Genomic DNA, 14,494 nt, shown 5'->3' with positions numbered 1-14,494 from the left:
CAAATAACGCCATGCCGTAGTTTACCGAAAATGAAGCCATTTCATTTGACAACCAAGGCTCTCCGCAAGCACCCCTCTCAGGACAAGAGCAAAGAAATCGGAGGGAGAGTTCATGCGTGCGTTCAAGCAGCTTATGCTGTGTTCGGCGGGCCTGTCGGGTATCTGCGGCCTGGGGGCGGCCTCCCCTGCCCTGGCTCAGGAACAGCCTGACGCGGTATCGGCAAACGAAGCCAACGTCATCATCGTCCAGGCACGCCGCCGCGATGAAGACGTGCAGGACGTTCCCGCCGTCATCGACACCGTCACCGCCGACGAAATCGGGAAGCTCAACCTTCGCGACTTCAGGGAAGTGTCCACCCTTGCGCCCGGTCTCCAGCTCGACACCAATGCCAACGGCATCGGCGGCAATGCCAAGATGCGCGGCGTCAACTTCGACGTGAACGCCAGCGGCAACAATCCCACCGTCGAATTCTACATGAACGACGCCCCGATCACCGCGGGTATCGTGCTCCAGCAGATGTACGACATCGGCCAGATCGAAGTGCAGCGCGGGCCTCAGGGCACCCTGCGCGGACGCGCCTCGCCTTCGGGCTCCATCACCGTCACCACCAAGAAGCCCGATCTCTATTCGCTGGGCGGCATGGTGGACATGACCGCCAACGACATCGGCACGCAGAACATCAAGGGCGCGCTGAACATCCCGGTGATCGAGGGCATAGCCGCGATCCGCGCGGCCGGTGTCTGGGACGAGAACGAGGTGGACCGCGTCCGCTCGATCTATACCAATCGCGATCCCTGGGCGCGCACCCGCAGCGGCCGCATTTCCGCGCTCGTCACGCCCACGGACTGGCTGCGCTTCGAAGGCATGTACCAGCGCCTGGACCGCGACCAGCGCAGCTATGACCAGATCGCATCGTTCTCGGAAGTGAACCCCGATGCCTTGCCGAGCCCGGTTACCATCTCGTCGAAGGATCGCCTGTCCAACTACGAGAGCCCGCGCCTGATCAAGCAGGTCTTCGATGTCTACAACTGGCGGGCGGAAGCCAGCGGATGGGGCCAGCGCCTGATCTATCAGGGGCAGTACTATACCCAGAAGATCCATTCGACCGAGAACTTCGACAAGGGCAACTTCTTCCCCGGTGACGTGAACCAGATCACCGACACCCGCTCGACCTCGAAATCGCATGAAATCCGGTTGCAGAACGAGGAACGCCTGTTCGACATGGTCGACTATGTCGTCGGCTTCTTCGACAGCCGGAACAAGCCCCATACCGACCTGACCAATCCGACGATGATCGGCGTGCCGCTGAGCGCCACGAGCGGGCTGCTCGCCCGCGTGGTCCAGACCCCGATCACGAGCCAGGGCAAGACCCACGAACAGTCGATCTTCGGCAACCTCACCGTCCACATCGGCGATGCCACCGAAATCTCGGGCGGTGTGCGCCACATCGACTATCAGGACGAAAGCCAGTTGATCGTCGGCCCGGTCACCGTCGCCAACAATGCCCAGAAAGCCAAGGAGTGGATCTACAGCGGATCCATCAAGCACAACTTCACGCCGGACCTGATGATCTACGCCGCGACCGGCAGTTCCTGGCGTCCCGGCATCAACGTTGTGGGCGACTTCAACATCGCGCCGTCGGCTCTCGAAAGATCGTTCCTGCAACTGCCGGCGGAAACCTCGAAGTCCTATGAAATCGGTCTCAAGTCCACCCTGCTGGACGGCCGGATGCGCTTCAACCTCACCGGCTACCACCAGAAATTCAAGAACTACCCCTACCGCGTCCCGGGTTCGGGTGTGTTCTACGTGAACACCGTTGCCATTCGGGACGGGAGCGGCGCCGTCACGGGCATCGCGCAGCAGGTCAACAACTTCAACTTCGCCGGTGCCGTTCCGGTCGAAGTCAACGGCGTGGAGGGCGATGTCTCGTTCGACATCATGCCCGGATGGAACCTCAATGCCTCCGCCAGCTATTCGCTGGGCAAGATCAAGGGCGGCACCGTGCCCTGCAACGACCTCGACGGAGACGGTGTGCCGGACGCGACCACGACCGCTCCCTCGCTTGCCGAACTCCAGGCAGCCGTCGGTGCGGACAACATCGCGGCATGCAATGTCTCGCAGCGCGCCTCGTTCATGGCGCCCTTCTCGGCCACGGTTCAGAGCGAATACGCCTTCCCGGCCTTCGGCGGGACCGACGCCTACCTGCGCGGCCTGATGACATATACCGGCAAGTCGCAGGGCGACCCCGGCAATGCCTGGGACGACGTGAGCGATTATGCGCTGGTCAACCTCTTCGCAGGCCTGCGCGCGGATGACGGCGCCTGGGAAATCGGGCTCTACGCCAAGAATATCTTCGACACCACGAAGACGCTGACGCGCACTACCCCGCTGTTCACCAGCTACCAGCGGCCGATCAGCGCCACTGCCACCACGGCCGCGACCTACACCAGCACTTATACCGGCGTGACCGTAACCGCCCCGCGCGAATTCGGCATCAACGTGCGCTACGCTTTCGGCTCTCGCTGAGCCAGCGCTGCACAAAAAAGGGGTGGCAAGGTTCGACCCTTGCCACCCCTTTTCCTGTTTCGGAGAGGCCCTTCAGGTCTGCTGCCAGGTCCCACCGAGTGCCCGGAACAGGTCCACTTGCGCGAAGGCCACGGCGCGGGTGGCCGCCGCATAGTCGGCTTCGGACTGGGCCAGCGTGCGCTGGGCGTCGAGCACGTCGAGAGCGTCGATCTGCCCCCTGCTCTCACGCGCCAGGCTGACATTGGCCGCCCGTTCCGCCGCATCGCGCGCCGAGCCTAGCCGCTCCTTGCGCAGGAGGGCATTGCGGTAGGCCGAAAGCGCCGTTTCCGTTTCCTCCAGCGCCCGCAGCACGGTGCCGTCGAACGCCGCCAGATCGGCCTTGGCATCCGCGCGGGCGCCCCCGATCCGCGCGCGAATCGCTTCCTGATTGGGGAAAGCCCAGGAGATCAGCGGGCCGATCAGCCAGCGCAGCGGACCGCCGCCGAAAATGTCGGTCGCGCCCACCGCCGTCGAGCCCACCGAGCCGCCGAGCGTGATTTTCGGATAGAGATCGGCCGTCGCCACGCCGACGCGGGCGGTGTCGGCGGCGAGACGGCGCTCCGCCGCCTTCACGTCCGGTCGCCGCGCCAGCAAGGTAGCGCCGTCGCCGACCGGGATCGGCTGTCCCACATCCGGCGTGGTCGTGCGGCTGCGCGCCGCCTCGGGCAGATCCTGCGGCGTGCGCCCGGTCAGGGTTGCCAGGCGGAACAGCGCCGCGTCGCGCGCGGCCTGAAGGCTTGGAATCATGGCCGCCTGCTGCTCGCGAAGCTGGGTCACGCGGATCACGTCGAGCTTCTGGTTCAGCCCCCGCTCGAAACGGGCATTGGTGATGCGGGTCGAGCGGTCGAGCAGGTCGACCGTGCGCTGGGCCACACCGACCTGGTCCGCCGCGCTGGTAGCATCGACATAGGCCCGCACGGTGTCAGCCACGACCGTCACGCGCACGGCATCGGCATCCTGCTGCGCCGCCGCGAGATCGGCGCGCGAGGCCTCGATCCCGCGCGAAACGCGGCCGAACAGATCCAGCTCGTAGTTCACCGCCAGTTCGCCGTCGGTGCGGCGGCCTTCCCGGTCGAAACCGGGAAGCACCTGCGCCTCGGAAACGCGGCCGTAAGTGCCGGTGGCGCTGATCTGGGTCTGCGGCAGACGATCCAAACGCGAACCGCGCAGGCCGGCACGGGCCTTCTCTATCCGGGCGACCGCCACCCGCACGTCGGTATTGGCGGCCAGCGCATCGGCCACGAGGCCGTCCAGCACCGGGTCCTTGTAGAGCCGCCACCAGTTGTCGTCCGGCCAGGCGGAGGTCACTTCGCCGGACTGGACGCCCGCGAAGGGCGCCCCTGCCTGGACCGGCGGCGTCGGCGCTACATAGTCGGGTCCGACGGCGCAGGCCGAGAGGCTGGTCGCGGTGAGAAGTCCCACGGCCAATATTCTGATATTCATGGACATATTCCGTCCTTTCATTCCGCCGGGATTACCGCATGGCTCTCGTGGTGCGGCTCGGCCGGCTTGCGCCGCAGGGCCGCCGCGAGCTTGCGGCAGACGACGTAGAAGGTGGGCGTGAACAGCAGGCCGAAGCCGGTAACGCCGGTCATGCCGAAGAACACCGCCGTACCCAGCGCCTGGCGAAGCTCGGCCCCTGCTCCCGTCGCCACCACCAGCGGCACCGCGCCGAGGATGAAGGCGAACGAGGTCATCAGGATCGGACGCAGGCGGGTGCGGGCCGCATAGACGGCTGCCTCCACCGGCGAATAGCCCCGTTCCTCCTCCGCCTGCTTGGCGAACTCGACCACAAGGATCGCGTTCTTGGCGGCCAGCGCGATCAGCACGACGAGACCGATCTGGGTGAGGATGTTGTTGTCCATCCCCCTGAGGTTCACGCCCAGCATGGCCGCGAAGAGGCACATCGGCACGATCAGGATGATCGACAGAGGCAGGGTCAGGCTTTCGTACTGCGCAGCGAGCACGAGGAAGACGAACAGCACCGCCATGCCGAACACGATTCCGGCGGTATTGCCCGCATGGGCCTGCTGGTAGGCGATGCCGGTCCACTCGGTGTCGTAGCCCGAAGGCAGGGTTTCGCCCGCGATCTTCTCCATCGTCGCCAGCGACTGGCCCGAGGAGTAGCCCTTGCCGTAGCTGCCGTCGATTTCCACCGCCGGGTGCAGGTTGTAGCGCACCACGCGGTAGGGGCCGGTCTGGTCCTTGAAGGTCGCGACCGAGCCGACCGGCACCATCGCGCCCAAATCCGAGCGGGTCTGGAGGTTGGCGATATCCGCCGTCGATCCGCGATGCTCGGCATCGGCCTGCGCGGTGACGCGGTAGGTGCGTCCCAGCAGGTTGAAGTCGTTGATGTAGGACGATCCGAGATAGACCTGCATCGCCTCGAAGACCTTGGCGGGGGAGACGCCCAGCATGTCGGCCTTGCGGCGATCGACATCGGCATAGACGCGCGGCGTATTCATCGTGAACAGGGTGTAGACCTGGCTCAGTTCGGGGGCCTGGTTGGCCTTGGCGATCAGCGCGCCGGCAGCCTTCTGAAGCTCCGCGAGACCGCGCCCTTCCTTGTCCTCCACGACCATGCGGTAGCCGCCCGGAGGGACGATGCCGTTTATGGTCGGCGGCGGGATCAGCAGGACCTGCGCCTTGTCGTAACCCTGCATCGCGGCCTGGGCCTGGGCCATGATCCCCTCATAGGTCACACCGAGAGCTTTCCGCTCCTCGAAGCTCTTGAAGGGGAAGTAGATGGCGGCGGCGTCCGGTGCGGCGGTCTGCGAGGAACCGTGGAAGCCGGCGAACATCACCGCGCCGCGCAGGCCCTTCACCGGCAGGATGCGCTTGGCGACTTCCTGCGTCACTTCGTCCGTGCGGTTCAGCGACGAGCCCGGCGGCAGGAAGATGGCGGCCAGGAAGTAGCCCTGGTCCTGGTTAGGGATGAAGCCCGCAGGCGTCGCCCAGAACATGCCGACAGTGGCGGCGATGAGCGCGGCATAACCGGCCATCATCTTCACCGGGCGCTTTACCAGAGTCAGCGTGAGGCGGGCATAGCCCTCGCTCATGCGTTCGAAACCGTGGTTGAACCTGTCGGCGGCGCCTTGCACCGCGCGCTTCCAGCGCGGGGCGTCGGCGGGAAGCCCATGCTTTTCCTTAAGCAGCATCGCCGCCAAGGCCGGGGACAGCGTGAGCGAGAGCAGCAGCGAGATGGCCGTGGCCGTGGTGATGGTGACGGCGAACTGCTTGTAGAACTGGCCCGACATGCCGGTGATGAACAGCGTCGGCACGAAGACCGCGCAGAGCACGAGGACGATGGCGATCAGCGCGCCGGTGACTTCGTCCATCGAGCGGCGAGCGGCCTCCAGCGGAGACATGCCCTCCTCGATGTAGCGTTCCACGTTCTCGACCACGACGATCGCGTCGTCGACGACGATGCCGATGGCGAGCACCAGCCCGAACAGCGAGAGGTTGTTGAGCGAGTATCCGACCGCCGCAAGCACGATCGCGGTGCCGACCAGCGAGACCGGGATGGCGATGATCGGAATGACCGCCGCGCGCCAGTTCTGGAGGAACACGAGAATGACGAGAACGACGAGGATCACCGCCTCGAACAGGGTGTGGTACACCGCGTCGATCGACTGGCCGATGAACTCGGTGGGGTTGTAGATGACGGAGTATTCCAGGCCCTTGGGGAAGTGCGTGGCCACGTCGTCCATCTCGGCGCGCACGGCCTTGGCGGCGTCGAGCGCGTTCGAACCCGGGCGCTGGAGCACGGCGATCACGACCGTGGGCTTGCCCGAGAGGTAAGTGTTGGTGGTGTAGTCCTGCGCGCCCAGTTCGACACGCGCGACGTCGCGCACGCGGACCTGGCGGCCTTCGGCATCGGTACGCACGACGATATCGCCGAACTGCTCGGGCGTGGTCAGGCGGCCCTGCATCTCGACGCCGACCTGATAGGCATTGCCCCGGTCATATGGCGGCGCGCCGATCGCGCCCGAGGAAACCTGCACGTTCTGCGCCTTGAGCGCATCGACGATCTCGCCCGCCGTCAGGTTCATGGCGGCAGCCTTGGTGGGATCGATCCAGATGCGCATGCCGTAGTCGCGCGAGCCGAACATCTGCACGTCGCCCACGCCGTTCAGGCGCGCGAGGCGGTCCTTCACTTGCGTCAGGGCATAGTTCGACAAGTAGTCGCGATCGAACGTGCCGTCGGGCGACTGCAGGTTCACGACCATCAGGAATTCGGGCGAGGTCTTGCGCGTCACCACGCCCATCGCGCGTACCGCGTCGGGAAGGCGCGGCTCGGCAATGGCGACGCGGTTCTGCACGAGAACCTGCGCGGCATCGAGGTCGGTACCGATCTTGAAGGTGACGGTGATCGTCACCTTGCCGTCGCCCGTCGACTGCGAGGACATGTAGAGCATGTCGTCGACGCCGTTGATTTCCTGCTCGATGGGAGCGGCCACGGTATCGGCGACGGTTTCGGCGGAAGCGCCGGGATATTGGGCGGTCACCGTCACCGTCGGGGGGACGATGTCGGGATACTGGCTGACCGGCAGGCCGAAGAACGCAAGCGCACCCACCACGGTGATGAGCACCGCGATGACGCCTGCGAAGATCGGCCGGTCGATGAAGAACCGGGAAAATCGCATGGGAATAGGCCCCTCTGGGGGGAGCGGTCACTCAGATGGAGCGCCGCCCCCCGGTTGGGTGAATGTCAGTTGGCGAGTGTAGCCTGCGCGGCCACGGGCGCGCGCAGGTCGGCATTGGGGCTGGCGGCGGCATTGACCGCCTTGGGCTCCGCCGCGATCTGGCCGCGGCGGGTATTGACCTTGGCCCCGGCAATCGCGGCCTGGTAATTGGAAATCACGACGCGGTCCGACGAGGCAAGGCCGGAACGGATGACGCGAAGGCCGTCCACCAGCGGGCCGAGTTCGACCGGCTTGGCCGCGACCACGCCGTCCTTGCCCACTGTCAGCACCACCTTGCGAGCCTGGTCGGACTGCACGGCATCGTCGGGCACCAGCATGGCCTTGACCGTGCCGCCCTCTGCCAGACGCATGTTGCCGAACATGCCCGGCGTCAGGAAACCATCGGCATTGTCGAGCACGGCGCGCACGCGGATCGTGCCCGAGCGCGGGTCCAGCCCGTTGTCGGTAAAGTCCAGCTTGCCGTTCCAGCGGTACTGGACCTCGTCCTGGAGACGGACCTGCACGTTGGCCGCATCCTTGTGCTCGGCTTTCTCGCGCTGGGTCTTGAGGAACAGTGCTTCCGAGGCGTCGAAAGTGAAATAGATCGGGCTGACCGCATTAATGGTGGTCAGCAGGGTAGCCCCGGTGCCGTTCTCGCCCGAGACAAGGTTGCCCACGTCCACCCGGCGATCCGAGATGCGGCCCGAGATCGGCGCGCGCACCGTAGCGAACTCGACGTCGAGCGCGCGCTGGCGCACGCGGGCCTCGGCGCCTGCCAGTGCGGCTGTGGCGGCGCGGACCTTGGCGCGAAGCTGGTCGACTTCGCTGGCCGCCATCGCCTCGTCACCGGTGAGTCCGGCAACGCGGTTATAGTCGGATTTCGCAAGGACGAGCGCGCTCTGGGCCGAGGCCACTTCCGCCTGCGCCTCGGCAAGCGCCGCGCGATAGGGACGTGGATCGACGGTGAAGAGCGGCTGGCCTTCGCGAACGAAATCACCGTCCTTGAAGAACAGCTGCGTGATCGCGCCCGATACGCGCGGGCGAACCTCTACCGATTTGCTGGGGGCGAAGCGGCCGACATAGTCGTCCCATTCGGTCACGTCGCGGATCAGCGGCGTGGCGGCCTGGACGACGGCGGGTGCCATGGGGGCCGCATCGGCCTCGGAATGGTGCAAGGTCTTCCAGCCGATGCCGGCCACCGCGATCAGCGCGATCGCGGCGACGGCGGCCTGACGCCCTCTTCTGGACCGGGTGCGGGGGAGCTCAGCCTCCGCCTGCGCCGCGGCGAGCGTCTCTGGGGATACGGGGAAATTCACGCGGCAAGCCTCCGAAACGGGGCGCGGGAGCGCCCGATAAAGTCGATGACGGCGCCGATCTTGGCCTCGCTGTGGCCGGCCACGCGGGCTTCCTTCATGACGGAAGCAGGCAGCGTGTAGCCATGATGCCAGGCCTGCACGGCCAGGCGGCGCAGCGCTTCCAACTGCTCGTTGGCGAGCATCGGCGAAGGCGGCTGCGGACCGAAGATCAGGCGGGCGAACCAGCCGCGCTTGCGCTGCGGCCGAAGCGTGTCGAGGCTGTCGGTCCGCGCCAGTTCGACGATCCTGCGCTCGAAATGCGACAGCGGATCGGCGGCAGCGAGAGGCGCCTCGGGAATGGTGCGGATAGCGGGCAGCGCCTGGAGCGCCGCATCGGTGAAGTCGATGAAGGCCATGTTCTGTGCTCCCTGGAAAGGTACCCGGCGCACGCCCTCGGGACAGGAGGGGGAAGGTAAGGGCGCACGCCGGGGTGTTCCGGCGCAAGGGGCACCGGAAAGTCTTGAGGCGCAGGAGGACATCGCCCGAAATCGCATTTCCGGGAGCGCCGACTGCACTGGTTCATATTCTCAGGAGCCGCCTGCGGGGGGGACAGGCAGCGCCAAGGGAAGCCCGGTTGACCGGACTCTGTGCGAACTTGGCCCCTGTCACTCCCTCAAGCGGCGAGTCGGGCTACCTCGTTCTGTACCAAGCGGTATATATTGCGATGCGGTATCTCGTCAAGCGACTTTCTGTACCGCTTGGTAAGATTTGTTCGGAAGCGCCGTTTTCAAGGGCCTGAACGCCGGTTGAATGGAATTTTTTCGGGCTGGAGAGGGCGATGAGAGACAAAACGTCTCGTAAGGGAGCAGCCCTACTCTCCAACTCAACGTCATCCTGAACTTGGTTCAGGATCCATTTCGCCATTCAGGCCGATGGTCGAGGTCGAGAGATGGATCCTGAAACAAGTTCAGGATGACGTAGCGGGAGGCTGAGGAGTTCTGACCAATCCCGAGGCGCTCAGCGCCCCGGCCACATCGTCAGGTAGGTATCCACGACGCCCTTCAGTTCCTGCGCACAGGAACCGCCCTGCGCCTTCACCGACATGCCCTGAAGCACGGTAGTGAGGCATTGCGCCAGGCAGCGGGCATCGACGGTCTCGGGCAGATCGCCCTCTTCCTTGCCGCGCTCGAAGCGTTCGATCAGCGAGGTTTCGGTGGCGATCCGGCGCTCGGTCACGAAATCGCGGATCGAGGGATCTTCCATCGTGCAGGTCACGGTGGACATCACCCCGAGGCAACCGTGCGGGTCGCTGCCGCCGCAGTGAGTCGAGATCGCGCCTTCCAGCAGCCGCTCGGCCACGCCGCGCGCGGTGGGTGCTTCCAGCGCCTTGCCGACATAGGCCAGCTTGTCGCGCTCGTAGAGGTCCAGCGCCTTCTTGAAAAGCGCTTCCTTATTGCCGAAACAGGCATAGAGGCTGGGCTTGGTAATGCCCATGGCCTCAGTCAGCTCCGCCATGGAGGCGCCTTCGTAGCCGCGTTGCCAGAACACGCGAAGCGCTGCGGTCAGCGCTTCATCGGGATCGAACTCACGTGGGCGACCACGAGTCGTTGTGGGGGCCGAACATTTCATACCGGTCGGTATATAGGTAGCACGCTCCCGTCCGTAAAGTGTCACGCTCGATCATAGACCGAGCGTGAAACACGAGACCGGGGCCGAAGTCCTCTTACCCTACGAAGGCGCGTTCGATCACGAAATCGCCCGGCTTGGCGTTCGAACCCTCGGTAAAGCCCCAGGATTCGAGATCCTGCGAGAAGTCCTTGATCATGTCCATCGAGCCGCAGAGCATCACGCGGTCGGTCTCTGGATTGAAGCGCGCATCGCCCTTCAGGCCTTCGAACATGCGGCCGCTTTCCACCAGCGAGCCAATGCGGCCGGTGGTGTGGAACGGCTCGCGGGTGACGGTGGGCACGTAGTGCAGCTGCACCAGCGCCTGCTCGGCAACCAGCGGATCCTCGGCCAGCTGGCTTTCCAGTTCCTCGCGGTAGGCAAGGTCGCTGACGCGGCGGACGCAGTGGACGACGATCACTTCGTCGTAGAGATCATAGACGTCCGGGTCGCGGATCAGCGACATGAACGGCGCCAGGCCGGTGCCGGTCGAGAGCATGAACAGGCGCTTGCCGGGCAGCAGCGCGTCGGTGACGAGCGTGCCGGTGGGCTTGCGGCCGAGATAGATCTGGTCGCCCGGCTGCACCAGCTGAAGGCGCGAGGTCAGCGGGCCGTCCTGCACTTTGATCGAGAGGAATTCGATTTCCTCGGCCCAGGAAGGGCTGGCGATCGAGTAGGCGCGCAGCAGCGGACGCTTCTCGCCTTGGAGGCCGAGCATGACGAATTCGCCCGAGCGGAAGCGGAACGAGGCCGGACGCGACATCGTGAAGCTGAACAGGTGCTCGTTCCAGTGACGGACGGTGAGAACTTCCTCGACCGTCAGGGCGGCAGTGGGTTCAAGTGGGGCCATCACGGCCTGACCGTCGCTCATCAATTCATTCCTCGGGTGGTAAAGTAGCGAAGCCCGCGCGCGGGCCCGATGAAAAGCCCAAACAGGCGCGAGACCCCAGAGTCAAGGTTTCGTCAAGGGTTTCGGCCAGATTTCCAGCAAAGGCCGAACCGCCCTGTACAGGGTTGCGGCGCATAGCAGAAGCATTCGCAGGCGCAAGCGCCCGGTGCCGGAAGATGCCGAAGTGGGCCATGAAGGTTCCGCCTAGTAGCCTTCCTGCCCCGGCCCGCAACGCAATTGCGTTTTCACGTCGGAAAGCCAGACTTGCCGGAAGCCCAGCGCCGGCCTGCGCGCGCTTCGCGCGGACGACGGGGAAACCAGAAAAGGAAGACGGCGGAACCATGCCCGGCGACCTACATTTATTGCTATCGACTTTCAATAGCATTGAAGCAACCACCGCCGAAACCCTTCAGCCGGGGCGGAGTTGACCGCGCAGTTTCTTAAGGGCCTCGTTCAGTTCACCCAGCCCTTCCGCAGATAGTCCGGTCGACTCCAGCAGTTCGGCCGGAACGCAGCGCGCCTCTTCGGCCGTTTCCCGCCCCTGCGCGGTCAGGCTGACGCGCACGACACGCTCGTCCTGCGTGGAACGGCGCCGCTCGACCAGGCCCGCCGCTTCGAGTCGCTTGAGCAGCGGGGTCAGCGTATTCGATTCGAGAAACAGCTTCTCGCCCAGTTCGCCCACCGTCTGACCGTCCTGCCGCGCCAGCGCCAGGATCGCGAGATATTGCAGGTACGTGAGACCGAGCCGATCGAGCAGCGGCTTGTAGATCCGGTTGAACGCAAGTCCCGTCGAATAGACGGAAAAGCACAGGAAATCCTCGAAGGGATCGAGATCGGCTCCGGGCTGGGATGAAGGGGGCTTGGTCATGGGAACAATATAAATCGCACGCGATTGAATCGCAATGCTTGACATCAAGCATCGAGCGGCACATTTAAATCGTGCACGATCTAATCTTTAACGATCTAATGGAGAACGAACATGTCCATCACCCCGATCTACAAGACCAGCGCCACGGCCACCGGTGGACGCGACGGCAAGGCCCGCACCGATGACGGCGCATTCGAAGTCACCCTGGGTACGCCCAAGGAACTGGGCGGCAACGACCAGGGCAACAACCCGGAACAGCTTTTCGCATCGGGCTATGCGGCCTGCTTCCTCGGCGCGATGAAGTTTGCCGCCGGGCAGGACAAGAACCTGCCCCGCGTGCCCGCCGACACCACCGTGAATGCCACCGTCGGCATCGGCCCACGCAGCGACAAGGGCTTCGGCCTGACCGTCGAACTGCTCGTCACCCTGCCCGGCGTCGAGCGCGCCGCCGCCGAGGCGCTGGTCGCGGAAGCGGACACGATCTGCCCCTACAGCCACGCCGTGCGCGGCAATGTCTCGGTGTCGCTCGCCGTTGCCTGACCGGGGCGCCTGATGACTGGATGTGAATGCCGGGGAAGCCCTTCCCCGGCACCGCATTTCGAAAAACTCGAACAATTCAAATCAACTTATCTGAATTCCCGGAAGGCCCGGAAAAGGCGAAAAGGATCGCAGTCCAGACACAGAGCCAAACCAGCCAGGAAAGTCCCCGCCATGTCCCGCTTTTTCGAACCCATCCAGGATCGCGCCAGCCGCCTCGCAGACGCCGCCCAACCGGTCATCTTCGCGATGGGCACGGCAGGGCTGACCGGCGGCGCCATGGCCGCGCTCGCGCTCTTCACCGATCGCGCCATCCAGTCCCGCGCCGCAGGCGCCGCCCTGCGCTGATCGCCCTTCCCTTTCCCCTCGCGATGGGAACCGCGGCTGAGGCTTTCCCAGAGCACGCGGACAGTCTATCTGTCCCCGCGAAAACGCCACCATGCCTCCTGCCGCGCCGCCTTCCTCCTCCCGATCGGGCCTTGAAGCGACTTTTCTCGAAAACCGGGACAAGCTGCTGCACTTCCTGCGCGCACGCGGCGCGGGCGATTCGGCCGAGGACCTCGTCCAGGAAGTCTGGCTGAAGATTTCGCGCAGCAATCCCGGCCCGGTCGCCGCACCGCTCTCCTACCTGTTTCGCACGGCCGATCTCCTGATGATCGATCGCTTCCGCTCGGCCCGCCAGTCGGTGGTTCGCGAGCGCGACTGGAGCGACGTCCATGCGGGCGACGCCGGTGCCTCCCCCGAACCCTCCGCCGAGCGCCGCCTTGCCGCCGCGCAGGAAGCCGCCCGCGTGCTCTCGCTGCTCGAAAGCCTGGGGCCGCGCGTCTCGCGCGTGTTCCGTCGCCACCGGATCGACGGCGCGGCACAGAAGGATGTCGCCGCCGAACTTGGCGTCAGCCTCAGCACGGTGGAAAGCGATCTGCGCGTGGCCTATCGGGCGCTGGTGGAATGGAAGGAACGCAGCGATGAGGCCCCAAAATGAGGCCTGAAGCAATCGTCTCCGTCTTCGTCGCAGAAGGAGTGCGCGATGAGTGAAGACGACAAGATCAGGGCCGAGGCGCTCGACTGGGCGCTGCGCACCGGCGATCCCGGCTTCGAGGATTGGGAAGGCTTCACGCGCTGGCTGGAAGCGAACGCCGCCCATGCCGGTGCCTACGACGCCGTGGCCGCCGCTGCCGCCGACGCGGCCGACCTGATCGCCGCTTCGGCCCCCGCCAACGACGATGTCCATGAAGATGCCCCCGATTTGCGTCCCGCCCGGTCACGGCGCGCGCCCTGGATCGCAAGTGCCATGGCCGCCTCGCTGGCCGTCGTCGGCGCGCTGTGGATCTGGCAGGCGGGCAGCCGCGACCTCTACCGCGTCGAAACCGCGCCGGGACAAGTGCGTACGGTCTCGCTCGATGCGCAGACCCGCGTCGATCTGGCAGGCGGCACCGCCATGGCGTTCGACCGCAAGGACCCCCGCTTCGCGCGGCTCGAAAGCGGCCAGGCGCTCTTCACCGTCCGCCACGACGAAGCCCGACCTTTCCGCGTGACGGTGGGCGAGGATTCGCTGGTCGATGTCGGCACCGTGTTCGATGTGCGCAGCGACGGCGAGGACCTCAGCGTCGCGGTGTCGGAAGGCGCGGTGCAGTTCAATCCGAAGGCGCAGGATTTGCGGATCGCGCCGGGAGAAGTGCTCCAGCGTCGCGGCCGCTCCGGTGACTATACGCTCGGCAAGATCGCCGCGGCGCAAGTCGGCGAATGGCGGGAGGGCCGGGTGACGTTCGATAACACGCCCCTCGATGCCGCTGCCGCCGACCTCGCCCGCATTACCGGCGTGGCCTATGTCGTCGCGCCCGGCCAGAAAGACCGGACGGTCTCCGGCTCGCTGCTGGCCGCCCCGCTGCGCCGCGACCCGGCTGCGCTTGGGCCGCTGCTGGGCGTCAAGGTGCGCGAGGACGGCAAGCGCTGGGTGATCGACGTGCCCTGACAGTGAGAGGTGCGGCA

General features: G+C 65.5%; 12 protein-coding genes. 5 read left to right on the top strand and 7 right to left on the bottom strand.

Annotated features, from left to right (window positions below):
- Positions 1–112: 112 nt before the first annotated feature.
- Positions 113–2,527, top strand: coding sequence for a TonB-dependent receptor (locus NTCA1_RS05885; protein ID WP_159829227.1), 2,415 nt, complete (start codon positions 113–115; stop codon positions 2,525–2,527).
- Between the two features lie 72 nt (positions 2,528–2,599).
- Here NTCA1_RS05885 and NTCA1_RS05880 read toward each other — a convergent pair whose 3' ends face one another.
- From NTCA1_RS05880 to NTCA1_RS05850, 7 genes are all read right to left on the bottom strand, one after another.
- On the bottom strand, positions 2,600–4,009 hold the full coding sequence (locus NTCA1_RS05880; protein ID WP_159829225.1) for an efflux transporter outer membrane subunit: 1,410 nt from the start codon (positions 4,007–4,009) through the stop codon (positions 2,600–2,602).
- Between the two features lie 17 nt (positions 4,010–4,026).
- Complete coding sequence (locus NTCA1_RS05875) at positions 4,027–7,212, bottom strand: efflux RND transporter permease subunit (RefSeq protein WP_159829223.1); 3,186 nt, start codon at positions 7,210–7,212, stop codon at positions 4,027–4,029.
- 65 nt (positions 7,213–7,277) lie between these two features.
- Entirely contained in the window at positions 7,278–8,567 is a 1,290-nt protein-coding gene (locus NTCA1_RS05870; RefSeq protein ID WP_236549117.1) for an efflux RND transporter periplasmic adaptor subunit, read from the bottom strand.
- Positions 8,564–8,962 (bottom strand): hypothetical protein, encoded by a 399-nt coding sequence (locus tag NTCA1_RS05865; protein ID WP_086494071.1) that lies wholly within the window; start codon positions 8,960–8,962, stop codon positions 8,564–8,566. Before NTCA1_RS05865 ends, NTCA1_RS05870 begins: the two co-directional genes overlap by 4 nt.
- 601 nt (positions 8,963–9,563) lie before the next feature.
- Positions 9,564–10,175: a TetR/AcrR family transcriptional regulator gene (locus NTCA1_RS05860; RefSeq protein ID WP_133083580.1), complete on the bottom strand. Its 612-nt coding sequence runs from the start codon at positions 10,173–10,175 to the stop codon at positions 9,564–9,566.
- Between the two features lie 94 nt (positions 10,176–10,269).
- Complete coding sequence (locus NTCA1_RS05855; protein ID WP_159829221.1) at positions 10,270–11,082, bottom strand: ferredoxin--NADP reductase; 813 nt, start codon at positions 11,080–11,082, stop codon at positions 10,270–10,272.
- 427 nt (positions 11,083–11,509) lie between these two features.
- Positions 11,510–11,968, bottom strand: a complete 459-nt coding sequence (locus NTCA1_RS05850) for a MarR family winged helix-turn-helix transcriptional regulator (RefSeq protein WP_159829219.1) — start codon at positions 11,966–11,968, stop codon at positions 11,510–11,512.
- Positions 11,969–12,079: 111 nt separating this feature from the next.
- On the opposite strand from NTCA1_RS05850, the gene NTCA1_RS05845 reads away from it, so the two are divergent.
- From NTCA1_RS05845 to NTCA1_RS05830, 4 genes are all read left to right on the top strand, one after another.
- Positions 12,080–12,508, top strand: a complete 429-nt coding sequence (locus tag NTCA1_RS05845) for an organic hydroperoxide resistance protein (RefSeq protein ID WP_133083577.1) — start codon at positions 12,080–12,082, stop codon at positions 12,506–12,508.
- Positions 12,509–12,679: 171 nt separating this feature from the next.
- Positions 12,680–12,853: a hypothetical protein gene (locus tag NTCA1_RS05840; protein ID WP_159829217.1), complete on the top strand. Its 174-nt coding sequence runs from the start codon at positions 12,680–12,682 to the stop codon at positions 12,851–12,853.
- 91 nt (positions 12,854–12,944) lie between these two features.
- Complete coding sequence (locus NTCA1_RS05835) at positions 12,945–13,487, top strand: RNA polymerase sigma factor (RefSeq protein WP_086494066.1); 543 nt, start codon at positions 12,945–12,947, stop codon at positions 13,485–13,487.
- Positions 13,488–13,532: 45 nt separating this feature from the next.
- Positions 13,533–14,477, top strand: coding sequence for a FecR family protein (locus NTCA1_RS05830; RefSeq protein WP_133083576.1), 945 nt, complete (start codon positions 13,533–13,535; stop codon positions 14,475–14,477).
- The last annotated feature ends 17 nt before the right edge of the window (positions 14,478–14,494 follow it).

It is taken from the genome of Novosphingobium sp. TCA1 (genome assembly GCF_009811895.1).
Lineage (GTDB): Bacteria > Pseudomonadota > Alphaproteobacteria > Sphingomonadales > Sphingomonadaceae > Novosphingobium > Novosphingobium panipatense_A.
The sequence above is the reverse complement of the archived record's forward strand: the minus strand, read 5'-3'. Positions and strand labels throughout refer to the sequence as shown.

Coding starts and splice junctions, on each gene's coding strand:
- NTCA1_RS05885 (WP_159829227.1), top strand. CDS start 113: ATGCGTGCGTTCAAGCAGCTTATGCTGTGTTCGGCGGGCCTGTCGGGT.
- NTCA1_RS05880 (WP_159829225.1), bottom strand. CDS start 4,009: ATGAATATCAGAATATTGGCCGTGGGACTTCTCACCGCGACCAGCCTC.
- NTCA1_RS05875 (WP_159829223.1), bottom strand. CDS start 7,212: ATGCGATTTTCCCGGTTCTTCATCGACCGGCCGATCTTCGCAGGCGTC.
- NTCA1_RS05865 (WP_086494071.1), bottom strand. CDS start 8,962: ATGGCCTTCATCGACTTCACCGATGCGGCGCTCCAGGCGCTGCCCGCT.
- NTCA1_RS05860 (WP_133083580.1), bottom strand. CDS start 10,175: ATGAAATGTTCGGCCCCCACAACGACTCGTGGTCGCCCACGTGAGTTC.
- NTCA1_RS05855 (WP_159829221.1), bottom strand. CDS start 11,082: ATGAGCGACGGTCAGGCCGTGATGGCCCCACTTGAACCCACTGCCGCC.
- NTCA1_RS05850 (WP_159829219.1), bottom strand. CDS start 11,968: ATGACCAAGCCCCCTTCATCCCAGCCCGGAGCCGATCTCGATCCCTTC.
- NTCA1_RS05845 (WP_133083577.1), top strand. CDS start 12,080: ATGTCCATCACCCCGATCTACAAGACCAGCGCCACGGCCACCGGTGGA.
- NTCA1_RS05840 (WP_159829217.1), top strand. CDS start 12,680: ATGTCCCGCTTTTTCGAACCCATCCAGGATCGCGCCAGCCGCCTCGCA.
- NTCA1_RS05835 (WP_086494066.1), top strand. CDS start 12,945: ATGCCTCCTGCCGCGCCGCCTTCCTCCTCCCGATCGGGCCTTGAAGCG.
- NTCA1_RS05830 (WP_133083576.1), top strand. CDS start 13,533: ATGAGTGAAGACGACAAGATCAGGGCCGAGGCGCTCGACTGGGCGCTG.